17 protein-coding genes are annotated in these 22,910 nt (G+C 67.6%); 5 read left to right on the top strand and 12 right to left on the bottom strand.

Annotated elements, in window-relative coordinates:
- Window positions 1-26 precede the first annotated feature (26 nt).
- The gene (gene gyrA / locus LC039_RS09795) at window positions 27-2,807 is read right to left on the bottom strand and encodes a DNA gyrase subunit A (RefSeq protein ID WP_226623683.1); all 2,781 of its coding nucleotides are present in this window, start codon (window positions 2,805-2,807) and stop codon (window positions 27-29) included.
- A gap of 191 nt (window positions 2,808-2,998) precedes the next feature.
- On the opposite strand from gyrA, the gene LC039_RS09800 reads away from it, so the two are divergent.
- Entirely contained in the window at window positions 2,999-3,268 is a 270-nt protein-coding gene (locus tag LC039_RS09800; protein WP_226623685.1) for an usg protein, read from the top strand.
- Window positions 3,269-3,463: 195 nt separating this feature from the next.
- Here LC039_RS09800 and LC039_RS09805 read toward each other — a convergent pair whose 3' ends face one another.
- Complete coding sequence (locus LC039_RS09805; RefSeq protein ID WP_226623686.1) at window positions 3,464-4,027, bottom strand: YSC84-related protein; 564 nt, start codon at window positions 4,025-4,027, stop codon at window positions 3,464-3,466.
- 141 nt (window positions 4,028-4,168) lie between these two features.
- Window positions 4,169-5,179, bottom strand: a complete 1,011-nt coding sequence (gene hemB / locus LC039_RS09810) for a porphobilinogen synthase (RefSeq protein WP_226623687.1) — start codon at window positions 5,177-5,179, stop codon at window positions 4,169-4,171.
- 192 nt (window positions 5,180-5,371) lie between these two features.
- Between hemB and LC039_RS09815 the strand changes: the two genes are divergently transcribed.
- Together LC039_RS09815 and mfd are read left to right on the top strand one after the other, a co-directional pair.
- Entirely contained in the window at window positions 5,372-5,896 is a 525-nt protein-coding gene (locus tag LC039_RS09815; protein WP_413463824.1) for a component of SufBCD complex, read from the top strand.
- Between the two features lie 31 nt (window positions 5,897-5,927).
- Entirely contained in the window at window positions 5,928-9,410 is a 3,483-nt protein-coding gene (mfd, locus tag LC039_RS09820; protein ID WP_226623689.1) for a transcription-repair coupling factor, read from the top strand.
- A gap of 58 nt (window positions 9,411-9,468) precedes the next feature.
- Here mfd and LC039_RS09825 read toward each other — a convergent pair whose 3' ends face one another.
- Both LC039_RS09825 and brnQ read right to left on the bottom strand, forming a co-directional pair.
- Window positions 9,469-11,370, bottom strand: coding sequence for an HWE histidine kinase domain-containing protein (locus LC039_RS09825; RefSeq protein ID WP_226623690.1), 1,902 nt, complete (start codon window positions 11,368-11,370; stop codon window positions 9,469-9,471).
- 254 nt (window positions 11,371-11,624) lie between these two features.
- Window positions 11,625-12,968, bottom strand: a complete 1,344-nt coding sequence (brnQ, locus tag LC039_RS09830) for a branched-chain amino acid transport system II carrier protein (RefSeq protein ID WP_226623691.1) — start codon at window positions 12,966-12,968, stop codon at window positions 11,625-11,627.
- Window positions 12,969-13,376: 408 nt separating this feature from the next.
- Between brnQ and hutF the strand changes: the two genes are divergently transcribed.
- Together hutF and LC039_RS09840 are read left to right on the top strand one after the other, a co-directional pair.
- On the top strand, window positions 13,377-14,741 hold the full coding sequence (gene hutF / locus LC039_RS09835) for a formimidoylglutamate deiminase (protein WP_226623693.1): 1,365 nt from the start codon (window positions 13,377-13,379) through the stop codon (window positions 14,739-14,741).
- Window positions 14,738-15,292 carry a HutD family protein gene (locus LC039_RS09840; protein WP_226623695.1) on the top strand — a complete coding sequence of 185 codons (555 nt, stop codon included), beginning with the start codon at window positions 14,738-14,740 and terminating at the stop codon, window positions 15,290-15,292. Before hutF ends, LC039_RS09840 begins: the two co-directional genes overlap by 4 nt.
- A gap of 11 nt (window positions 15,293-15,303) precedes the next feature.
- Here the strand turns inward: LC039_RS09840 and LC039_RS09845 are convergent, their stop codons facing one another.
- From LC039_RS09845 to LC039_RS09875, 7 genes are all read right to left on the bottom strand, one after another.
- Window positions 15,304-16,245, bottom strand: coding sequence for a LysR family transcriptional regulator (locus tag LC039_RS09845; protein ID WP_226623697.1), 942 nt, complete (start codon window positions 16,243-16,245; stop codon window positions 15,304-15,306).
- Between the two features lie 93 nt (window positions 16,246-16,338).
- Window positions 16,339-18,018, bottom strand: coding sequence for an amidohydrolase (locus tag LC039_RS09850; RefSeq protein ID WP_226623699.1), 1,680 nt, complete (start codon window positions 18,016-18,018; stop codon window positions 16,339-16,341).
- A gap of 31 nt (window positions 18,019-18,049) precedes the next feature.
- Entirely contained in the window at window positions 18,050-18,406 is a 357-nt protein-coding gene (locus LC039_RS09855; RefSeq protein ID WP_226623701.1) for a cupin domain-containing protein, read from the bottom strand.
- Between the two features lie 24 nt (window positions 18,407-18,430).
- Window positions 18,431-19,879 carry an aldehyde dehydrogenase family protein gene (locus tag LC039_RS09860; protein WP_226623702.1) on the bottom strand — a complete coding sequence of 483 codons (1,449 nt, stop codon included), beginning with the start codon at window positions 19,877-19,879 and terminating at the stop codon, window positions 18,431-18,433.
- Window positions 19,876-21,264, bottom strand: a complete 1,389-nt coding sequence (locus LC039_RS09865; protein WP_226623703.1) for an NAD(P)/FAD-dependent oxidoreductase — start codon at window positions 21,262-21,264, stop codon at window positions 19,876-19,878. The genes LC039_RS09860 and LC039_RS09865 overlap by 4 nt, the downstream gene beginning before the upstream one ends.
- Entirely contained in the window at window positions 21,261-22,058 is a 798-nt protein-coding gene (locus LC039_RS09870) for an ABC transporter permease (protein WP_092428519.1), read from the bottom strand. The genes LC039_RS09865 and LC039_RS09870 overlap by 4 nt, the downstream gene beginning before the upstream one ends.
- Complete coding sequence (locus LC039_RS09875; protein ID WP_092428521.1) at window positions 22,055-22,909, bottom strand: ABC transporter permease; 855 nt, start codon at window positions 22,907-22,909, stop codon at window positions 22,055-22,057. Before LC039_RS09875 ends, LC039_RS09870 begins: the two co-directional genes overlap by 4 nt.
- Window position 22,910 lies beyond the last annotated feature (1 nt).

Here is a 22,910-nt window from a genome sequence, read left to right on the forward strand (position 1 = left end):
GCGCCGAATTCGAAGGGCGGCGGAGCTTACTCCTCGGAGGAGCCTTCGCCCGCGCCGTCCTCGGCGATGTCGTCGACCTCGTCCTCGTCCTGATCGGCGATCCAGGCCACCGAGACCACGGTCTCGCCCTGGCGGGTGTTGAACACCTTCACCCCGCCGGCGCTGCGCGAGCGGAAGGAGATCCCCTCGACCGGCACGCGGATCGACTGGCCGGTTGAGGTGGCGAGCATGATCTGATCGCCCATCTCGACCGGGAAGGAGGCGACGATCTCGCCGCCGCGCATGGATTTCTCCCAGGCGGTGACGCCCATGCCGCCGCGTCCGCGGATCGGGTAGTCGTGGCTTGAGGTGAGCTTGCCGAGGCCGCGCGCCGTCACCGTCAGGATCAGGTTCTCGACCGCCGACATCTCGGCATAGCGCTCGGCCGGCAGCAGGCTGTCGGCATTGCCCTCTTCCTCATCCGAGGCCTCGGCATCATCGGCGATGCCGGCCATCGCGCGGCGCATCTTGAGGTAGGAGGCGCGTTCGTCCGAATCCGCCTCGAAGTGGCGGATCACCGACATCGACACGACCTCGTCGCCGTTGGTCAGCTTGACGCCGCGCACGCCGGTGGAGTTGCGCGAGTTGAACACCCGCACGTCGGTCACCGGGAAGCGGATGGCGCGGCCGGAGTCGGTCACCAGCATCACGTCGTCGTCTTCCGAGCAGATGCGGGCGTTGATCAGGCGGGTGTTCTCGTCCTCGCCCTCGAATTTCATCGCGATCTTGCCGTTGCGCATGACATTGGTGAAATCGGACAGGCGGTTGCGGCGCACCGAGCCCTTGGACGTCGCGAAGACGATCTGCAGATCGTCCCACTCATCCTCGGCGCGGTCGACCGGCATGATCGCCGCCACCGAGACCCCCTGCGGGATCGGCAGGATGTTGACGATGGCCTTGCCCTTGGAGGTGCGGCCGCCCTGCGGCAGGCGCCAGCACTTGAGCTTGTAGGCCATGCCCTCGGTGGTGAAGAACAGCAGCTGCGTGTGGGTGTTGGCCACGAAGAGCTGGGTGACCACGTCGTCTTCCTTCAGACCGCCGCCAGACAGCCCCTTGCCGCCGCGCTTCTGGGCGCGGAAGTCGGCGAGCGGGGTGCGCTTGATGTAGCCGGACTGGGTGACGGTGACCACCATGTCCTCGCGCTCGATCAGGTCCTCGTCGTCCATGTCGCCGGCCCAGTCGACGATCTCGGTGCGGCGCGGCACGGCGAACTGCTCCCTCACCGCGATCATCTCGTTGGAGATGATCTCGAGGATACGCTCGCGCGAGCCGAGGATCTCGAGGTATTCCTTGATCTTGCCGGCCAGCTCTTCGAGCTCGTCGGTGACCTCTTTCACGCCCAGCTGGGTCAGGCGCTGCAGGCGCAGCTCGAGGATGGCCCGGGCCTGCGTTTCGGACAGGTTGTAGGTCCCGTCGTCGTTCATCGTGTGGGTCGGATCGTCGATCAGCCGGATGAAGGGCGCGATCTCCTCGGCCGGCCAGCGCCGGGTCATCAGCTTCTCGCGCGCCTCGGCGGCATCGGCCGAGCTGCGGATCGTCGCCACGACCTCGTCGACGTTGGCCACGGCGACCGCAAGGCCGCAGAGCACGTGGCTGCGCTCGCGCGCCTTGTTCAGCAGGAAGGCGGTGCGCCGCGCGATCACGTCCTCGCGGAAGTCGAGGAAGGCGGTCAGGAAGGTGCGCAGGGTCAGCTGCTCGGGCTTGCCGCCGTTCAGCGCCAGCATGTTGCAGCCGAAGCTGACCTGCATCGGGGTGAAGCGGAAGAGCTGGTTGAGCACCACCTCGGCGGTGGCGTCACGCTTGAGCTCGACCACCACGCGCACGCCCGAACGGTCCGACTCGTCCTGCACGTGGGCGATGCCCTCGATCTTCTTCTCGCGCACGCATTCGGCGATGCGCTCGATCATCGTCGCCTTGTTCACCTGGTAGGGGATCTCGTCGATGACGATGGCATAGCGGTCGCGGCGCAGCTCCTCGATGCGGGTCTTGGCGCGGATGATCACCGAGCCGCGGCCCTCGAGATAGGCCTTGCGCGCGCCGGAGCGGCCGAGGATCACGCCGCCCGTCGGGAAATCGGGGGCCGGGATGTAGTCGATCAGCTGCTCGGACGAGAGATCCGGGTTCTCGATCAGCGCCAGCGTCGCGTCGATCACCTCGCCGAGGTTGTGCGGCGGGATGCGGGTCGCCATGCCGACGGCGATGCCCTCGGCGCCGTTGACCAGCACGTTGGGATAGCGCGCGGGCAGGACGACCGGCTCGTTGCGCTCGTTGGCGTAGTTGGGAACGAAGTCCACCGTGCCCTTCTCGATGTCCTCGAGCAGGGCTTCGGCGGTGCGGTCGAGCCGCGCCTCGGTGTAACGGTAGGCGGCGGGCGGATCGCCGTCCATCGAGCCGAAGTTGCCCTGACCGTCGATCAGCGGCAGCGACATCGAGAAGTCCTGCGCCATGCGGACCAGCGCGTCATAGACCGCCGAGTCGCCGTGCGGGTGATAGCGGCCCATCACGTCGCCGACGGCGGTGGCGCACTTGCGGTAGGACTTGGACTTGGTCTGCCCGTTCTCCCAGAGCGTGTAGAGAATGCGCCGATGCACAGGTTTTAGGCCGTCGCGCAGATCGGGAATCGCGCGGCTGACGATGACGCTCATGGCGTAGTCGAGGTAGCTCGACTTCATCTCGTCGATGATCGAGATCACCGGGCCACCATGACCGCTCCGCTCGGGACGCGGAGATTCTTCTTCGTTTTCGGGGGTTTCCGGCGTGTCGGTCACGTTGCTCGCCTGTCCGTGCTGTCTCTATATGTAGTTGGGACTACCTATATCAGAGGCTAGGTATTGGGCGCAATGGCGGCGGTCGGCGATTTCTGGCAGCCACCTCGATGTGTGGCTAACATGCTGTTTTATTTGAAAACTAACCCGGCTTTCGGCAGCCTTGTTACATGGTTGTCACGCGAGGTAAAGCGATGGAAGAGACTCCCACCGAACTCATGCTGAAGGGCTACGGGCTGACCACGGCGGAGTTCTTCTACCGCATGCCCGACTACCGCAACGTGCTGAACACCTTCGTCTGGCAGGACTACGACCTAGCGCCGGACCATCCGCGGCTCTTCAAGTTCATCGAGTTCTGGCAGGAGGAGATCGAGGGGCCGCTGCACTCGGTGCGCTTCACCCATCGCAAGATGATCTCGGCCGGGGAGTGGCGGCAGGTGGTGGGCGAGTTCCGCTACCACTAAGGCCGCGCGTGCGGCGCCTCCGCATCATGCGTATTGGGAAAGAGAAGAAGAACGAAAGAAGACGGGCCCGCGCCGGGAGGCTGGGCCCGTCTTCTTTTTCGAAGTCCGCCGGTATGAAATTCGCGGAGGGGACGTCGCGCATAGAAGAGGGAGCCGCGCCCACTCATGTTCCGGTGCGGGACCCCGGCGTTGCGATCAGGGAATGATCCGCGTGTATTTCACGCCCTCCAGCGTCGCGCCCATGTGCAGGCCCGACTTGCCGAAGATCACCGCGATGATCGGTGCGAGCGAGGTGGTGGTCTCGGCCGCCAGCGTCTCGCCGCCCTCGGGGATGGCGTATTCGATATTGGCGCCCGCGGCCCAGCCCGGCGAGCGGCGGAAGTTGCTGAGCGCGTCCTGGGTCATGAAGAACAGCACGTGCGCGTACTGCTGCGCGCCGATCTGCAGGCCGCCAGAGCCCTTCACCACCGAGTAGTAGTCCACCGTGGCGTTGTTCACCTTCAGCGCGCCGCGGCCATAGGCGCCGCCGAGCCCGAGGCCGGCCTCGGTGATCAGCGGCATGACCAGCATGCCGGCGGATTTCGCCGCGAGGTCGCGGGTGCCGGGATACTGCGCGTACATCTGGTTCACGGTGGCGTTCACCCGCGCGTCGATGGTCTGCGCGTTGCTGGTGCCCACGCCGTTGCCGCAGGCGGCGAGCGCGCCCGTCGCGCCGAGCGCGCCAAGGGTCAGGAGGAGTCCCCGTCGATTGTAGGTCATTCTGCTCTATCCTCGTCGATGTCCGGGCGTCCGTGACGGCCCATGCCTGTGTGTCCGACTTTTCCGCCGGTTATTCGGGCTCACTATAGGCAGGCAGGCGCGGGCTGTCACTAGATCAAGCGCGCAGACCGCGGTCCCGCGCTATGCGTTGAGCAGCCGTGCCGCCGCCGGGGCGAAATAGGTCAGAACCCCGTCGCATCCAGCGCGCTTGAAGGCGGTGAGGCTTTCCAGCATGACCTTGTCGCGGTCCAGCCAGCCGTTCTCGAAGGCCCCGGCGAGCATCGCGTATTCGCCCGACACCTGGTAGGCGAAGGTCGGCGCGCCGAACATCTCCTTGGCACGGCGGCAGATGTCGAGATAGGGCATGCCCGGCTTGACCATGATCATGTCGGCGCCCTCCTGCAGGTCGCGCTCGATCAGCCGCATCGCCTCGTCGGAATTGCCCGGCTGCATCTGGTAGGTCTGCTTGTCGCCGCCCATGGTGCCCTTGAGCGCGCCCGAGGCGCCCACCGCGTCGCGGAACGGACCGTAGAAGCCCGAGGCGTATTTCGCCGCGTAGCTCAGCAGCAGGACATTGTGGAAGCCCTCGGCCTCCAGCGCCGCGCGGATCGCGCCGATGCGCCCGTCCATCATGTCCGACGGGCCGATGATATCCGCCCCGGCGCGGGCCTGGCTCAGCGCCTGCTTGACCAGCGCCTCGACGGTGCGGTCGTTGACGATCTCGCCGTTCTCGATGAAGCCGTCATGGCCGGTGATGTTGTAGGGGTCGAGCGCCACGTCGGTCATCACCGCGATGTCGGGCACGGCCTCCTTGATGGCGCGGGTGGCGCGATTGCTGAGGTTCTCGGGGTTCCAGGCCTCGGCGCAATCCTCGGTCTTCTTCGAGGCATCGGTGTAGGGAAAGAGGCAGATCGCCGGGATTCCAAGCGTATGCGCTTCGCGCGCCGCCTCGACCACCTTGTCCACCGACAGCCGGTTTACCCCGGGCATCGAGGCGATGGGCTCGACGATCCCCTCGCCGTCGCGCACGAAGACCGGCCAGATGAAATCGCCCGGGGTCAGCAGCGTCTGCTGGGTCAGCGCGCGGATCGCGGGGGACGTGCGCAGGCGGCGCAAACGTGTGGCAGGAAAGGCGGATATCACGGGTTTCATCGGGCGTGTCCTTCGTATCCCTTGTCAAGGTTTCCCTTGGGTGGCATGGAAAGACGCCTGTCACAAGGCCCGCCGGGGGCGCATACGCCGGGGTGCCGTAGATGTGTCTGCCGCATCGCCGGTTGGACGAAGGGCCGGGCAGGGCCGCGCGTGAGGGGCCGTCGAGGCCCCGCAGGAAAGAGTGGGAACACAGTGGACTGGACCGGGCTCGTTTTCGAAACCATCGACATGCGGTCGTTTTCCAACCTGTGGTTCTGGATCGCCCTGGCGGTGTTCTGGTCGAGCACCAGCCACTGGGTGCTGGGCGTGCCCTTCGACATGGTCGGACGCGCCCGCAGGCAGGGCGGCCAGGCGGCGCAGGATCTCGAGGACATGGTGCGCATCCAAATCAACCGCCGACTTTACATCGTCGAGCAGGCGGGGCTGTGGCTGGTTGCCTTCACCGCAGCGCTGCTGGCCATGCTGGCGAGCCTCGGTTTCTGGTACGGCATCGAGCTGGCGCAGGCGCTGTTCCTGCTGGGCTGTCCCATGTCGATGGTCGGGCTGCTGAGCATTGCCACCGCCGAGCGCATCCGCGGGCAGGGGCTGACCGGCGAGGCGCTGTGGCGCAAGCTGACCGTGCACCGTTTCTGGGTGCAGGTGATCGGCATGATCTCGATCTTCATCACCGCCATGTGGGGCATGTACCAGAACCTGGCACACGGCGTTCTCGGTTGACGAAGGCCCGGCGGCGGGTCATTTGAGCGGCATGTCCCAGTCGCTTACCAGATCGGCCCGTATCTCCATGGGCGGCGCACCCGAGGGGTACGACGCCAGGCTCCTGCTGTCCGAGGTCGAAAAGACCGGCGGGCCGGTGCTGCACATCGCCCGCGATGACAAGCGCCTTGCCGCGCTGCGCGAGGCGCTGGCCTTCTTCGACCCCGGCATGCCGGTGGTCACCTTCCCGGGCTGGGATTGCCTTCCCTATGACCGGGTCTCGCCCAATCCCGACATCTCGGCCACCCGCATGTCGACGCTTGCGGGGCTGGTGCACGGCATGCCGCAGCGCTTCGTGCTGCTCACCACGCTCTCGGCCGCCATGCAGCGCATCCCCGCGCGCGAGGTGCTGCGCGAGGCGGCCTTTGCCGCCCGCGTCGGCGACCGGGTGGACGAGGCGGGCTTGCGCAACTTCCTCGTGCGGATGGGGTTCTCGAATGCGCCCACGGTGCACGAGCCCGGCGATTACGCGATCCGCGGCGGCATCATCGACATCTTCCCGCCGGGCGACAGCGGGCCGGTGCGGCTCGATCTCTTCGGTGACATGCTCGACGGCGCGCGGAGCTTCGATCCGGTCAGCCAGCGCACCAAGGAAAAGCTCGACGTGGTGGAACTGGCGCCGGTGTCGGAGGTCATCCTCGACGAGGCAGCGATCACCCGGTTCCGGCAGAACTACCGCATCGAGTTCGGCGCGGCGGGCTCGGACGATCCGCTCTACGAGGCGGTGAGCGCGGGCCGCAAGACGCAGGGCATGGAACACTGGCTGCCGTTCTTCCACGAAAAGCTCGAGACGCTCTTCGACTACGTGCCCGGCGCACCGGTGCTGCTCGATGACCAGATCACCCCGGCGCGGATCGCCCGCTGGGAGAGCATCGAGGATCAATACGGCACCCGCCGCCACGCGATGACCCAGAAGGGCCGGCTCGACTCGGTCTACAAGCCGGTGCCGCCGCAACTGCTCTACCTCGACGAGGCCAATTGGGATGCCGCCATTGCGGACCGCCGCGTGGTGCAGTTCTCGCCCTTGCCGCAGGCCAGCGGGCCGGGCGTGGTGGATGCGGGCGGACGCATCGGTCGCAACTTCTCGCTCGAGCGCCAGCAGGAGAGCGTCTCGCTCTTCGCCGCGCTCGCCGATCACGTGAAGGCGCAGATGGCCGAGGGGCCGGTGCTGATCGCCTCCTGGTCCGAAGGCGCGCGTGAGCGCCTCACCGGGCTGATCGAGGACGAGGGGCTGGCCGAGGCGATCCCGGTCATCGATGGCACGCGCATCGGCAAGCGCGGGCTGCACCTGGCCGTCTGGGGGCTGGAACAGGGCTTCGTCGCGCCTTGGGGCGATGGCAAGATCACCGTGATCTCCGAGCAGGACGTGCTCGGCGACCGGCTGATCCGCGCGCCCAAGAAGCGCCGCAAGGCCGAGAACTTCCTCACCGAGGCGCAGTCGCTGAGCCCGGGCGATCTGGTGGTGCACGTGGATTTCGGCATTGGCCGCTACCAGGGGCTCGAGGTCATCACCGCCGCCGGCGCCGCGCATGAATGCCTGCTGCTGGAATACGCCGAGGGCGCGCGGCTCTACCTGCCGGTGGAGAACATCGAGCTGCTGTCGCGCTACGGACATGACGAGGGGCTGCTCGACAAGCTCGGCGGCGGTGCCTGGCAGGCCAAGAAGGCCCGGCTCAAGGAGCGCATCCGCGAGATGGCGGACAAGCTCATCCGCGTCGCCGCCGAGCGGGCGCTGCGCAAGGCGCCGATCATCGACCCTCCGCCCGGCGCGTGGGAGAGCTTCTGCGCCCGCTTCCCCTACACCGAGACCGACGACCAGATGCACGCCATCGAGGACGTACTCGGCGACATGACCAGCGGCCAGCCGATGGACCGGCTGATCTGTGGCGACGTCGGCTTCGGCAAGACCGAGGTGGCGATGCGCGCCGCCTTCGTCGCCGCCATGTCCGGCGTGCAGGTGGCGGTGATCGCCCCGACCACGCTGCTCGCCCGTCAGCACTACAAGAGCTTCGCCGAGCGGTTCCGCGGCTTCCCGATCAATGTGGCACCGCTGTCGCGCTTCGTCTCCTCGGGCGATGCTGCGAAGACCCGCGACGGTATCTCCAAGGGGTCGGTCGACATCGCCGTGGGCACGCATGCGCTTCTGGCCAAGGGCATCCGTTTCAATAACCTCGGCCTGCTGATCATCGACGAGGAGCAGCACTTCGGCGTCGGCCACAAGGAGCGGCTGAAGCAGCTGCGCTCGGACATCCACGTGCTGACGCTGACCGCGACGCCGATCCCGCGCACGCTGCAACTTTCCCTGTCGGGTGTGCGCGACCTGTCGATCATCGGCACCCCGCCGGTCGATCGCCTGTCGATCCGCACCTATGTCTCGGAGTTCGACGCGATCACCGTCCGCGAGGCGCTGCTGCGCGAGCATTACCGCGGCGGCCAGAGCTTCTACGTGGTGCCGCGTCTTTCGGACCTGCCGGAGATTGAAGAATTCCTGCGCGAGCAGGTGCCAGAGGTGTCCTTTGTGGTGGCGCATGGCCAGATGGCAGCCGGCGAGCTCGACGACCGGATGAACGCCTTCTACGACGGCAAGTACGACGTGCTGCTGGCGACGACCATCGTCGAGTCCGGACTCGACATTCCGACCGCCAACACGATGATCGTGCACCGTGCCGACATGTTCGGCCTTGCCCAGCTCTACCAGATCCGCGGACGGGTCGGGCGCTCGAAGACCCGCGCCTATGCCTATCTGACCACCAAGCCGCGCACCAAGCTCACCGACACCGCCGAGAAGCGGCTACGCGTGCTGGGCTCGCTCGACACGCTTGGCGCGGGCTTCACGCTGGCCTCGCAGGATCTGGATATCCGCGGGGCGGGCAACCTGCTCGGCGAGGAGCAGTCGGGCCAGATGCGCGACGTGGGCTACGAGCTCTACCAGTCGATGCTCGAGGAGGCGATTGCCAAGATCAAGTTGGGCGAGCTGGAAGGGCTCACCGACGACGACGGGCAATGGGCGCCGCAGATCAACCTCGGCGTGCCGGTGCTGATCCCCGAGGACTACGTGCCCGACCTCGACGTGCGCCTCGGTCTCTACCGGCGCCTGTCGGAGCTGACCACCAAGGTCGAGCTCGAGGGCTTCGCCGCCGAGCTGATCGACCGTTTCGGCAAGCTGCCGAAGGAGGTCAACACGCTGATGCTGGTGGTGCGGATCAAGGCAATGTGCAAGCGCGCCGGGATCGCCAAGCTCGACGGCGGCCCGAAGGGTGCCACCGTGCAGTTCCACAACGACAAGTTTGCCAAGCCTGAGGGGCTGGTGGAATTCATCCAGGCGCAGAACGGGCTGGCGAAGATCAAGGACAACAAGATCGTCGTGCGCCGCGACTGGAGCAGCGACACCGACAAGATCAAGGGCGCCTTCGCCATCGCCCGCGACCTCGCCGAGAAGGCGGGCGCGATCAAGCTGCGCAAGGACAAGAAATGATGCAGGGGCGCCGCGCAGGCGCCCCGTCCCGTCAGGGCCGTGTTACGTCAGGATCGTGTCAGAGGCTCTCGATGGTCGACAGCAGCTCGGCCTCGGAGATCGGCTTCGACAGGCGCGGCACGCCGGTGCGCGCCTCGCCATCGTACCCCGAGATGATCACCACCGGCACCCCCTTGGCGAGCAGGTGATCGAGCAGCGGCGTCGAGCTTTCGCCGCCGAGGTTCTCATCGAGCAGTGCGATGTCGGGCAGGGTTTCTGTGGTGCCGTCGAGGCCGGCGGAGACCGAGGCGAACTGACCGAAGATGGCATAGCCCGCGTGTTCCATCATCCCGGCGAGATCGAGTGAGATGATCGGCTCGTCCTCGACGATCATCACCGCGCGGCGGGCGGACTCGGACGGGGCGGGCGCTTCGGACTGCGGCATTGGCACGACGGCCAGCGCCGTCCACGAGCCGCGGGGCAGGGTGATGCGGTAGCGCAGGTGGCCGGGCTCGAGGGTCCGCTCGATCTGCCCGCCGAAATGGTCCTGCGCGATACGGGTCAGGAGCTGCGTGCCGAAGCCGCTGCCGGGCGACGCCAGTTCGGGCGTGATGCCCTCGGGGAAGCGCTCGTCCCAAAACAGGGCAAGAACGCCTTCCGAGGTGACTTTCCAGCGCAGGCGCAGTGCGCCGTCGGCCGTGCGCAATGCACCGTGTTTCACCGCGTTGGTGGTCAGCTCATGCACCAGCATGGCGATCATCTGCGCGTCATTCGGATCGAGCGGAACGCAGGGCCCGCTCAGCGCGAGGCGCTCGCGGATGTCGCTGTCGTAGGGCGAGAACTCCTCCTCGATCACCTCGCGCAGCCGCACGTCGACCCATTTCTTGCGCGACAGCAGCCCGTGGGTCCGCGACAGCGAGGTGATCCTCTCGTCCAGCTTCTCGCGGAACTCCGCGACCGACTCCGCCTTGATGAGACGCGCGGTGGAGCGCAGGATTGCCAGCATGTTGCGGGCGCGGTGGTCGATTTCCTGCGCCATGACGGCCTCTCGGGCGAGGGTCTTCTCGCGCGCCTCCCAGCTCATGACCAGGTCGAGAACCCGCTCCACCAGCGACACGTCGAGCACGCGGTAGGCGCGTGGGCGGCGCCAGTGCAGAAAGAGCGCATGTTCCAGCCGGCCGCCGACGATCCATGGCACGAAGATCGCGTTGGAGATGCGCCGGGCCTCGAGATAGGCGCGGCTCTGGGCATCGAGGTCCGCGGCGCGGCGGTTCAGGAACAGCGACTTGCCGGCGCGCAGCGTGGCCTCGGCCTCGGTGCCGATCCACGGTTGGCCGTCGCCGCCCTGCGGGCTCGACTGCGGCGCGGACCATTCATACGCCGAACTGAAGGCCTCGCCCGTGCCGCCGGGGACGGCCAGGCCGACCCGCGCTGCCGACAGGTGCACGCCGAGCCGTTCGAGCGCGACCCGCATGCCCTGCTGCGCCGAGCCGGCGCCGCGCAGCGCTTCGTTCAGCTTGACCAGGAATTCCGCGTTGCGCCGCTGGAGGACGTTGCCGGTGGTCTCGCTGCCGCTGTTCCAGACCCCGACGATATTGCCCTGCTCGCCGCGCAGCGGCGTGAAGCTGTAGCTCCAGTAGGTCTCTTCCTCGTAGCCGTAGCGCTGCATCGGCAGCATGTGGTCCTGCAGGAACAGTCCCTTGCCGCTGCGGATCACCTCGGAGAACTGCGGCTCGATGATCGACCAGATGTCGCTCCAGACCTCGCGCGCAGGGGCGCCGAGCGCCGCCGGGTGGCGCGGTCCGGGAATGGGCGCCCAGGCGTCGTTGTAGAGCAGCCTCAGCTCGGATCCCCAGTAGATCGCCGTCGGAAACGCGGAGTTCAGGCAGATCGCCAGCGCCGAGCGCAAGGATTGCGGCCACTCCTCTGAGGGGCCGAAGGGATGCGCGCTCCAATCCGTTTCTCGGATCAAGGTGGCCATCTCGCCGTCCCCGGCGAGAAAATCCATTGGCCCGTAAGCAGGGCTCTGTTGACGAAGCATGCGCGCCTTCCAGCAAGGGGATTACTGAAGAGCATAGCACTGAATGTCGCCCTGACGACTCTGCCGGGGCGGATTCCGGCAATATCTTTCAGTACTTTGCAAATTTGCGACCGTGACGTTGCGGAATGGGGTGCCCGGTGGCCCGGTGCTCCGCCTTTCTGGTCGACCCCTCTGCTCGGCCGCCTAGGGGATTGCTACTCGGCAGGCACTGGTTCCGCGTCGGCCCAGCCGGCGTCGGGCTTGCCGGACAGTCGCCAAACCAGGCCCCCGAGCAGACCACCGATCATTGCGGGCATCAGCCATGCGAAACCTGCCGAGGCCAGCGGGATCGCCTCGTGCAGCGCCTGCAGCTGTGGAGGCACCGCACCGCCCGTCTTGGCAATGAGGCTCGCGACGAGGTCGTAGAACCCCATCAGGATCGCCACGCCCGTCGCACCCTTCCACACGCCGTCGTTGAGCAGGTTGCGCGGCAGCAGGCCGAGGATCACGATGGCGATGCCCACCGGGTAGAGCAGCAGGAAGATCGGCTCGGCCAGTGCCACGATGTAGTCGACGCCGCCGAAGGCCTGCACCAGCGACGTGAGCGAGACCGCCAGAACACCTGCCTTGTAGCCGACCCTGCCGCGCGTCCATTTCTGGATGTATTCGCCCAACACCGCCGTCGCGCCGACCGCCGTGGTCAGGCAGGCGAGCAGCACCGCCACGGCCAGCGTGTTCGCCCCGATCTTGCCGGCGAGCTGCCCGACCAGCGCGGTCAGGAGCCCCGCCTGCGGCACGTCCGGAGCCAGCACGCCGCTGCCAGTGGCACCGAGGTATTCAAGCCCGCCGTAGACGAAGAAGAGCCCGAGGAAGGTCACGCCAGCCATGCCCCAGAGCGCCGCCGTGTAGCGTGGGCCGGGGGTGTAACCGCGGGCCTGGAACGCCTCGATGAAGATGATGCCGAACATGATCCCGCCAAAGACGTCGCCGGTCTGATAGCCGGTCAGCAGCCCGAGCCGGAAGGGGGACGCCTCTCCGGTGTCTACGGGCGCCCCGAGCGGCGAGAGCACCGACCAGATCACGATGATCCCCAGAAGGCACAGCAGCAGCGGTGTCAGCACCTGTCCGATGCGGTCGATCACCCGCGAACGGTCGAGGGCGAAATAGGTCGAGACCAAGAAGAACGCCGGCAAGAAGAGCCAGATGCCGACGCCGGGATCGAGATCCGGGGCGAGCGTCCGGAAGCCGGTCTCGAAGGCGACGCTGGCCGTGCGCGGCACGGCGATCAGCCAGGCGAGACCGAGCATGGTGACCCCCAGAAGCGCCGCGCCGAACCACGGTGCGATGGGGGTGCAGAGCCGCTCGACGGTGCCGCCGCGCAGCCCGAGCACGACCACCGAGAGCACCGGCAGCAGCATGCCGGTGATCAGCAGGCCGGTCAGCGCCGCGCTCCAGCCATCGCCTGCCAGAAAGCCGATCTGCGGCGGGAAGATCAGGTTGCCCGCGCCGAAGAAGACGGCGAACATCGCCAGCCCCACGATCACGGAATCCCGTATCACCCGTTGTTCTCCGGCCTGCGCCATGACGACCTCTTCCCTTCGGTTTGTGTTCTGGATGGGCACCCGGCGCGGCCTCTGCGGCGGCACCTGAACTGGTCACGACAGCGGCCCGCGGCGATGCTCCAAAAGACAGCGCGCCGGGAAACCGGCATGTGTCGCGTCAGGTGGAGACGGCTGGGGCCTGCAGGCGGGTCCTCGGGCGGGCCGGGAACGGGCTGCGTGGTCGCTCCCTTAGAGAAACGGCGCGAAAGAGGGAACCCCGCAGCCCCTCCGGGGGGCTGCGACCTAACGTCCGTTTCCTTTGGGGAAGGCGGCATCGCGAAACGGGGCGACAGACCTCTCGTGCGGACTTGCCAGAGGGCGCCTCTTGGGGGCATATATAAGTCTATACAAATAGCGCGAGGGATCATGACTTCACAGGTATTTGCCGGACAGGCGCTGTTGCCCGAGGGCTGGGCGCAGGATGTGGTGATCGGCTTCGATGCGGCAGGAACCATCGAGAGCATCGAGGCCGGAGCCACTGCCGCGCCCGGCATGCGCCGGGTGGAAATCATGGTGCCGACGCTGAGCAACCTGCACTCGCATGCCTTCCAGCGCGCCATGGCAGGTCTTGCCGAGGTCGCGGGCCCCAGCGCCGACAGCTTCTGGACCTGGCGCGACCGCATGTACCGCTGCGTGGCCAGTATGACCCCGGACGACATCGAGACCGTCGCGCTCTACCTGCAGATCGAGCTGCTGAAGGGCGGCTTCGGGCACCTGGTGGAGTTCCACTACCAGCACCACAGCGGCACCGGCACGCCCTATGCCAACCCGGCAGAGACCTCGCTGCGCCAGTTCGAGGCGGCGCGGCAGAGCGGCATTGGCCTCACGCAGCTTCCGGTGTTCTACGCGCAGTCCGACTTCGGCGGCGTGCCGCCGGTCGCGGGCCAGCGGCCCTTCCTGCATGACGTCGACGGCTACCTGCGGCTGATGGAGACCGTACGCGTTCGCGCCGCCGAGGACGGCCAGCTTGCCGGCTGCGCCATCCACTCGCTGCGCGCCGCCACCCCGGAGCAGATGCGCGCCGTGCTCGCCGCGCTGCCGGAGGGGGCCCCCATCCACATTCACGTCGCCGAGCAGATGCGCGAGGTTGAGGCCTGCATCGCATGGTCCGGCCGCCGCCCGGTCGAGTGGCTGCTGGACGAGATGCCGGTGGACGACCGCTGGTGCCTGATCCACGCGACCCATCTCACCGAGACCGAGGTCACGCGCATGGCGCAGAGCGGCGCGGTGGCGGGGCTCTGCCCGGCGACCGAGGCCAACCTCGGCGACGGCATCTTCGCGGCGCGCGACTTCCTCGCCCAGGGCGGGCGCTTCGGCGTCGGCACCGACAGCCACGTGGCGACCTCGGTGGCCGAGGAGCTGCGCCTTCTGGAGTACAGCCAGCGACTGCGCGACCGTGCCCGAAACTGCCTCGCGGCGGGCGAGGGCAGTTCCACCGGGCGCCGTCTGTTCGACGGCGCGCTGGCGGGCGGGCACCAGGCGGCGGGGATCGCCAAGGCGGGCCTTCAGGTCGGCGCCCCGGCGAGCTGGCTGGCGCTGGATCATGAACACCCCTTCCTCGCCACCGCCGAGGGCGATGCGCTGATCGACCGCTGGATCTTTGCCATGGGCGACACGGCCATCCGCGATGTCACCGTGCGCGGCAAGACGGTGGTCGAGAACGGCCGTCACGCGCGCGACGAAGAGATCGCCCCGCGCTTTGCCGAGGTGCTGCGGAAGATCCAGGCATGAGCCTCTTTGCGCAGGTGCATCGGGCGGCAGGGCGCCGCTTTGCCCCCTGGAAGAACGGCGGCGGCGAGACGGCGGAGATCGTCTGCGTGCCCGAGGGCGCCGGTTTCGATGCCTTCGATTGGCGGATCAGCACGGCCTGGGTCGCGCGGTCGGGGCCGTTCTCGAGCTTTCCCGGGGTGATGCGGAACCTGACGGTGATCGAAGGCGGGCCGATGGTGCTGAGCTTCCCGGATGGCACCGCGCAGGAACTGGGCGCGCAGGACGCCCCCTTTGCCTTCAGCGGCGAGGTGGGCTGCGGCTGCGATCTGCTGGGGCCGGAGCTGCTCGATCTCAATGTCATGGTGCGCGCGCCGTATCGGGCCGAGGTTGTCCGTGGAGCGCCGCGCGAGGCCAGCGGCGCGGGCGTCACATGCCTTGTCTTCGCGCTCGAGGATCTGCCCGCGGTCGGACTTGCGCGGCATGATCTCGCGGCACTGGCAGAGGGTCAGGACCCCGACGTGCTGGCGCCCCATGCGGCGCGGCTCGTCACCATCGAGATCACTGCCGGCTGAGCGGAGGCGCGTCAGGCGAGCCTGTCGCGCAGGCTCTCCACCATCAGTTTCGTCGCCGGGTGGCGCTCCCAGTTCGGGCGCAGGGCGATCTGGAAGCGGGCCTTGTAGGAGAAAAGGTCGGGCCGGATCACCCGTAGCCGCACCGTGTGCGACAGGCTCTGCGCCATGTGGTCGGGCAGGTAGCCGAGATAGCGCCCCGAGAGGATCAGATGCGCCTCGGCCTCCATGTCGACCACCGTGGCATGCGGCGCGGAGATGGCGAAGATGCGGGTGTCGCGCGCGCCCCAGTAGCCGCGCGAGATGATGCGGTGGTCGCGGACCGTCTCGATGCCGATCTCGCTGTCGGGCGCGTCAAAGAGCGGATGCCCCTCGGCGCAGTAGAAGTTGTGCTGCTCGTCGTAGAGGTCGATATAGTCGAGCCCCAGCGCCACCTTCGGGAAACTGCCCACCACCATGTCGACGCGGCGGGCCAGCACCTCGCTCAGCAGCTCCGAAGGGTTCAGCGTGACCAGCTTGAGATGCACCTCCGGCGCGCGGTCGGCGAAATCGGCAATGGCCCCCGAGACGCCGTTGTTCGGGTAGGAGATCATGTTGTCCACCAACCCGAGCGTGAAATTGCGCGGCATACGCGAGCCGAGCGCCATGGTGCGCTGGCCGAACTGGTCGAGCGCCGAGACCAGCTTCTCGCATTCCTGGTAGAACTGCTCGCCCGCCTCGGTGAGGGCAAAGCCGGTGCGGCCGCGGTGGCAGAGGCGCACGCCGAAGCGTTTCTCCAGCGAGGAGATCTTCTCGGAGACGGTCGACAGCGCCAGGTTCAGCTCGCCCTGCGCGGCGGTCATGCCGCCGGCCTCGACCACGGTCATGAAGATCCGGATCAGCCGGATGTCGATGCTCTCGACGGAGAAGTTGACGCGCCGCCCGAGCGCGGCATTCGGGGTCTCGCGTTTCACCATGGGTCCGGCCTTGGATTGTGTCGCTCGATTTTGAGGCTTTCGCAGGCAAAGGCCAAGGGGTGACGGGCCGGCAGTCGCGGCCCGTCCCTTTGATCAGAGCGCGGCGTCCTGATGGGTGATCCGCCCGTCGCAGACGGTGAGCAGCGCGCGGACTTCGGCCATGTCGTCGGGCGCGGTCGCGGAAAGGTCCCGGTCGAGCAGCACGACGTCGGCTAGGTACCCCTCGCGCAGCATGCCCTTGTTGCCTTCGGCGAACTCGGCGTAGGCGGCGGTGGTCGTGTAGGCCATCAGCGCCTCGTCCAGCGTTTGCCGGTTGTCGGGCTGGCTCTCGTGCCAGGGCTGGCGGGTCATCGCCGAATGGATCGACGCCCAGGGATCGACCGAGGAGACCGGCCAGTCGGACGAGAGGATCAACGGGATACCCTCGTCGCGCATCCGCCGCCAGGCATAGGCGCGCGGCCAGTTGGTCTTGCCGATGCGGGTGATCGTCGGCTCGAAGGGCAGGCCGCATTGCCCCGGCGGGTGCGGCGGCTGCATCGAGGCGGTGACGCCCAGATCCTTCAGCCGGGCGAAGTCCTCCTCGCGCACCACCTCGAGATGCTCGATGCGGTGGCGGCTGTCGCGCGCGCCGTTCTGGGCGCGCGCCTCGGCGAAGGCGTCGAGCACGATCTGTGTCGCGCGATCGCCGATGGAGTGCACGGCGATCTGCAGACCGCGGGCGTCGGCCTGCGCGCAGACGGACTTGAAGAACTCGGGCTCGAAGCGCGGTTCGCCGGACCAGTCAGGGCGGCCCTCGTAAGGCGCGCTCATCACCGCGGTGTAGCTGTCGAGCACGCCGTCGATGAAGAATTTCACCGCGCCGGAGGTCAGCATCGGGGTGTCGCAGGCGTCGCGCATCTCCTCGGCCCGGTCGAGCGCCTCCTCGACGCTGCCCGAGATGTAGCGCGCCGGCACGCGGCCGCGGCAGAGCAGTCGGCCCTCGCGCTCCAACTCGGCCAGCAGCGCGAGCGTGTAGCGGTTGCCGTCCATGTTCTGGAAACTGGTGATCCCGTAGGAGGCGAGGTGCCGTAGGCCGCGCTCCAGCACGTCCTTGTCGGCGGCGCGCTCCTCGGGCGAGGGCGGGGTTGCGGGATCGAGGCCCGACACCATGCCCAGCTTGTCGCGCCCGCCGCTGGCGGTCAGCTCGTAGATCGGGCCGAAGGCCTCGGCCTCCTGCAGCTCGCCGGTGGCGCGCCCGTCGTCGCCCATGACCACCGCGTTGCCGGCCGACAGCACGCGCCCGTTCAGCAGCCCGGCCTGTTCCAGCGCGGCGGTGTTGGCCCAGACCGTGTGATGGTCGGGCGACATCAGCGCCAGCGGGCGGTCGGGCAGGATCTGATCCAGCACATGGCGGTCGAGGCTGCGGTCCTCGCCGAGGATGGTGTAATCGGCGCTGCCGCAGAGCACGATGGGCAACTCGGGGTTCTCGGCAGCATAGGTGCGGATCAGGCCCTTGATGGTCTCGAAGCCCGACTGCTCGAAGAGCGAGAGCTGCGAGAGCTCCACGGCGCCGACGAAGAGGTGGATGTGGCTTTCGTTGAGGCCGGGCATCAGCGTGCGGCCCCTGGCGTCGATCAACTTGGTGGAGGGGCCCTTCAGGGCCAGGACCTCATCATCCGTCCCGACGGCCACGATCGTCCCGCCCTCGATCGCCAGGGCCGTCGCGCTGGGGCGCGCGGGATCCATGGTCAGAACGGCGGCATTGTGAAAGATCGTGTCGGCACTCGGTGTCATGAAGTCTCTCCTCCGGTCTTTGGTGTCGCGATCAGGCCGCGACGAAGTAGAACTTGCGTAGCGTCTCGGTGACTTCGAAGGTGCCGGTGAAGCCCTTCTCCATCAGGTAGGTCTCGCCGGGACCGAAGTTCTGCGCCTCCCCGCCCTCGGGGGTGATGATCACGCGGCCCGAGATCACATGCGCCATCTCGTGGTACGGGTAATTGTCGAAACGCTCGGCGTAGGGCGTGGCCTCCCAGATGCCGCCGGTGGTCTCGCCGTCCGACAGCTCGACGGCGCCGCGCTCGACGGGTTGTTCAGAGCCGGGCAGGAGCGCTTCGGTGGGCACGACGGCGCAGGGCGCGAGTCCCTTGCTGCCCTCTGGGGCAAGGCGGATGAGTTTGGTCATGGCGGTCATCCTTTGAGGTCCGGCTTACGCCGGGGTGGTGATGTGCTTGAGCGCGGCGTAGCCCTGCAGCCCGCCGAAGCCGAGCTCGCGCCCGATGCCGCTGGCCTTGAAGCCGCCCCAGGAGGTCTCGGGGAAGATGATCTGCGGCGTGTTGACCCAGACGTGGCCCGCGTCGATCCGGTCGGCCACGGCATTCGCACGGACGGGGTCATTGCCCACCACGGTCGCCGCCAGCCCGTAATCGGTGGCATTCGCGAGTGCGATGGCGGCCTCGTCGCCCGTGACCCGGCGGACGGAGAGGACAGGGCCGAAGACCTCCTCGCGCCAGAGCGCGCTGGTCTCGGGCACGTCGAGATAGACCGTGGGCTCGATGAAGAAGCCGGGGCCGACCGCGCCGGTGCCGCCGCAGAGGCAGTCCAGCCCCTCGGAGCGCGCCGTGAGCAGGTAGCCCAGCACCTTGTCGCGCTGTGCCATGGTGGTGAGCGGGCCCATGTCGATCTCGCCGCGCGGATCGCCCACCGCCATCTTGCGGATGCGTGCGCGCAGGGCGGAGATCAGGTCGTCGGCGATGGCCTCGTCGACGATCAGCCGCGAGGTGGCCGAGCAGATCTGCCCCGCGTTGAAGAAGATGCCGCCGCAGACCAGCTCCGCCGCCGTCTCGATGTCGGCATCCGAGAGCACCACGATGGGGGACTTGCCGCCGAGCTCCAGCGAGACCGGCAGCAGGCGCCGTGCCGCCGCGCCCATGATCCGGGTGCCGGTGGCGTTGGATCCGGTGAACGACACTTTGCGGATCTGCGGCGCGTCCAGCATCGCGGCGCCGATAGCGCCCTCTCCGGGCAGGATCGACAGCACGCCCTCGGGCAGGCCAATCTCCTGCGCGATCTCGCCGTAGACCAGCTCGGCCAGCGTGGTGAACTCCGAGGGCTTCAGCAGCGCGGTGCAGCCCGCGGCCAGTGCCGGGGCGAGTTTCCAAGCGGTGGTGACCAGCGGGAAGTTCCACGGCACGATCAGCGCGGCGGGGCCAAAGGGCTCCAGCACCTGCCGTCCCGCGAAGCCGTGGTCGGGTAGCATCACGCGGCCCCGGTCGAGGGCACCGGTCTCGATGAGATCCGCGTAGTAGCGGAAGCAGGCGACGGCATCGCCGAGGTCGATCTCGGCCTCAATGCGCGGCTTGCCGTTGTTGCGCATCTGGAGGGCAATGAGTGCCTCTTGCCGCGCTTCCAGCCCGTTGGCGAAGCCGCGCAGGTAGCGGGCGCGCTCGGCGACGGGTTGGCGGCGCCACGAGCCGAAGGCTCTTTCGGCGCTCTCGGCAGCGGCGGTCACATCGTCCGGCGTGGCGGTGGCGACGCGGGCAAAGGCTTCGCCCGTCGCCGGGTTCACCGCTTCGCGCGGCGCACCCCTGCCGGGGCGGAAGTGGCCGTTGAGGAAGACGGCGTCGGTGCGGGTCTCGATCATCTCGGCAACGCTCACAGCGGGAACCCCATCGCATGCACCATCTTCACCCAGGCGCGGCGCCAGCCACCCTTGTCATCCACCTCGTCGAGCGCGCGCATCGTGATCGCCGCGCCGGGCCAGCGGAACGGCTCGCGCGGGATCGGGCGGGGCAGGGAGTTGGCGAGGCCGAGGTCCAGTTCGGGCACGCCGGTGTCGTCGAGCATCTCGATACCCAGCCGCGCGCCGAAGCGCGAGGCGGTGACTCCGAAGCCCGAGTAGCCGCCCGCGTAGACGCCCTTGCCGCCGTAATAGGGCTGGAAGTGCACGGCGAGCCGGGTGGTGAGGTCGATCGGACCGGACCAGGCGTGCGAGAACTTCACGTCCTCGAGCTGCGGGAAGGTCTTGAAGAAGTAACCCGCGAGCCGGTCGTAGACCTCGATCCTGCGATCGCCCTCAGGGTCGGTCTTGTCGCCGTAGTAGTAGCCGATGCGCCCGCCGTAGACGATGCGGTTGTCCTTGGTCAGACGCATGTAGTTGAGCTGGGTGCGGGTGTCGTAGATGCCCTGCCGGTGTGTCCAGCCGATACGTGCCAGCTGCTCGTCGCTCAGCGGCTCGGTGGCGATCACCCTGTCGCGCATGGCGACGACGTAGTTCTTGATCTTCTTGTGCCCGGCGCACCAGGCGTTGGTGGCAAAGAGCACCTTCGGCGCGGTGACCACGCCGTCATGGGTGCGGATGCGCAGCTTGGAGCCGAGGTCTTCGACCTCTTCCATCGGCGTGTGCTCGTAGATCGTGACGCCGAGGCTCAGCGCGGCGGCCTTGAGGCCCCAGGCGAGCTTGGCGGGCTGCACGGTGCCGGTGCGCTCCTTCGACCAGATGCCCGCCTCGAAGAGCGGCGAGGCGACCTCGGCCTGCACCTGCGCCTTGTCGAGCCAGGCGACGTCATGGCCGTGACCCATGTGCAGCTGATGCTCGCGGCGCAACTCGGGCAGGTCGTCCTTGCGCACGGCGACGGTCATCTCGCCGCCCCACTCGAGGTCGGCGTCGATGCCGAAGCTCTCGATGGTCTCGCGCCAGCTGTCGAGATTGTCGATGCCGAGCTTTTCCAGCATCTCGATGTCCTTGGGGAACACCCGCTCGGCGTTGACCAGCCCGTGCATCACCGAGGTCGAGACGATGCCGCCGGGGCGGCCCGAGGCGCCATGCGCCACCTTGCCGGCCTCGATGATCACCACCTCGCGCTGCGGGTTGCGCTGCTTGGCGATGATCGCCGCCCAGAGGCCGGTGAAGCCACCGCCGACGATCAAGAGGTCCGCCTCGCGCGGGCCCACGAGATGCGGGCAGGTTTCCGGCGCGGCGGGGTTGTCGAGCCACAGCGGGTAGAGCGTGGCGTGGGCGAGTGCCTTTTGGGTCAGGGTCATTTGCTTCTGGCTCCGAGAAGTTTCGGCAGGTCGCTGAAGGCCGCGACGAGGGAGAAGATCAGCACGGTGCTGGCCACGAACACCACCGAGGCGGCGGCCATGACCGGCGTGTAGCCGTAGCGCAGGGCGTTGAAGATCTTCATCGGCAGGGTTTCAAACACCGCGCCCACGGTCATTACCGCGATGATGTACTCGTTGAGCGAGATCACGAAGACGAAGCAGAAGCCCGAGATCACGTAGGGGCGGATCATCGGCAGCACCACGGTGCGCAGCACGGTCGTTTCCGAGGCGCCCATCGAGCGCGAGGCTTCGACGAGGCTTGTGTCGATGTCCTCGAAACCCAGCGAGAGCGAGACCAGCGGCAGGGTGACGAGGAAGATCGCATGCGCCACGACCACGGTCCAGAACTCGCCGTAGTAGCCGAGGATGATGAAGAAGGTCAGGAAGCCCATCGCGGTGATCACCGGCGGCAGCAGGAAGGGCATGGCGCCGAGCCCGGCCACCAGCTTGCCGAAGCCGGTGCGGTAGCGCCAGTTGAACCAGGCCACGGGGAAGGCGATGAGCACCGCCAGCAGTGAGGCGCAGATCGCGATGGTCAGCGAGGTCATCAGCGGCTCGCGCCATTCGGCGTCGAGGAAGAGATCGCCGTACCAGCCGAGATTGAACCCCTCGGGCGGGAAGGTCAGCGACTTGCGCTCGTTGACCGAGACCCCGGCGATCACCACGAAGGGGGCGATGGTGACGATGCCGACGATCCAGAAGAAGAGGGTGGAGAGGATCTTGCCGAGTTTCATGCCTTGGCGCCTTTCCGGTTGATCAGGGTGACCAGCAGCACCAGCAGGATGGTCACGGTCATCAGGAAGATCGACAGCGCCGCGGCGAAGGGCATGTTGGACTGCAGCAGCGCCTGGTCCGAGATCACCACCGAGAGCGTCCAGTTGGTCGGCCGCCCGAGGATCTGCGGCAGCAGGTAGGAGCCCAGCGTGAAGACGAAGATCATCACGAAGCTGACGACGATGGGCGTGCGGTGCATCGGCACGATCACGTTGAAGAAGGCCCGCAGCGGCGAGGCGCCCAAGGTGCGCGAGGCCTGCTCGATGTCGGGCTCGATGCGGCTCAGGATCGGGTAGAGCAGCAGCACCGCGTAGGGCATGGCGATGTAGGTGACGCCGGCCAGGACCGCGCCGAGCGAGGGGGCGTAGCTCTGCGCTTTCTCGGTCAGGCCGAGCGCCTCGAACAGAACGCCGATCCCGGCGGTGCGCGACAGCAGCGTCGACCAGGCGAAGCCGATGATCGCCTCCGACAGCGACAGCACCGAGAGCATGACGATCAGCCAGAACACCTGCGTGCCGCGGCGCGCGTTGACCAGCAGGTAGGTGAAGGGAAAGCCGATCACGATGGCGAAGAGCGCGACGAGGAAGGCGACCTCGAAAGAGGTGCCGAGCACGCTTAGGAAGAAGGGCGAGACCAGCCGCGCGTAGTTCTCGAGCGTGAAGACCTCCTCGTAGGCGCCGCCGCCGAGGTTGTGGAAGAACGACATGCCGACCATCGAGCCGAAGGGCACGATGTAGAAGGCGATGAGCGCAAAGGCCGGCAGCAGGATGGGCAGGTAGCCCAGCGGGGTGCGGGGACGGGACTGGATCATG

Source organism: Alloyangia pacifica, from assembly GCF_020524285.1.
Taxonomy (GTDB): Bacteria; Pseudomonadota; Alphaproteobacteria; order Rhodobacterales; family Rhodobacteraceae; genus Salipiger; species Salipiger pacificus_B.

What these genes read in the sequence shown, in the direction of transcription:
- LC039_RS09850 (WP_226623699.1), bottom strand. Translation starts at nt 18,018, where the DNA reads ATGACACCGAGTGCCGACACGATCTTTCACAATGCCGCCGTTCTGACC.
- LC039_RS09825 (WP_226623690.1), bottom strand. Translation starts at nt 11,370, where the DNA reads ATGGCCACCTTGATCCGAGAAACGGATTGGAGCGCGCATCCCTTCGGC.
- hutF (WP_226623693.1), top strand. Translation starts at nt 13,377, where the DNA reads ATGACTTCACAGGTATTTGCCGGACAGGCGCTGTTGCCCGAGGGCTGG.
- LC039_RS09840 (WP_226623695.1), top strand. Translation starts at nt 14,738, where the DNA reads ATGAGCCTCTTTGCGCAGGTGCATCGGGCGGCAGGGCGCCGCTTTGCC.
- mfd (WP_226623689.1), top strand. Translation starts at nt 5,928, where the DNA reads ATGTCCCAGTCGCTTACCAGATCGGCCCGTATCTCCATGGGCGGCGCA.
- hemB (WP_226623687.1), bottom strand. Translation starts at nt 5,179, where the DNA reads ATGAAACCCGTGATATCCGCCTTTCCTGCCACACGTTTGCGCCGCCTG.
- LC039_RS09870 (WP_092428519.1), bottom strand. Translation starts at nt 22,058, where the DNA reads ATGAAACTCGGCAAGATCCTCTCCACCCTCTTCTTCTGGATCGTCGGC.
- LC039_RS09845 (WP_226623697.1), bottom strand. Translation starts at nt 16,245, where the DNA reads ATGGTGAAACGCGAGACCCCGAATGCCGCGCTCGGGCGGCGCGTCAAC.
- LC039_RS09805 (WP_226623686.1), bottom strand. Translation starts at nt 4,027, where the DNA reads ATGACCTACAATCGACGGGGACTCCTCCTGACCCTTGGCGCGCTCGGC.
- LC039_RS09865 (WP_226623703.1), bottom strand. Translation starts at nt 21,264, where the DNA reads ATGACCCTGACCCAAAAGGCACTCGCCCACGCCACGCTCTACCCGCTG.
- LC039_RS09875 (WP_092428521.1), bottom strand. Translation starts at nt 22,909, where the DNA reads ATGATCCAGTCCCGTCCCCGCACCCCGCTGGGCTACCTGCCCATCCTG.
- LC039_RS09855 (WP_226623701.1), bottom strand. Translation starts at nt 18,406, where the DNA reads ATGACCAAACTCATCCGCCTTGCCCCAGAGGGCAGCAAGGGACTCGCG.
- LC039_RS09800 (WP_226623685.1), top strand. Translation starts at nt 2,999, where the DNA reads ATGGAAGAGACTCCCACCGAACTCATGCTGAAGGGCTACGGGCTGACC.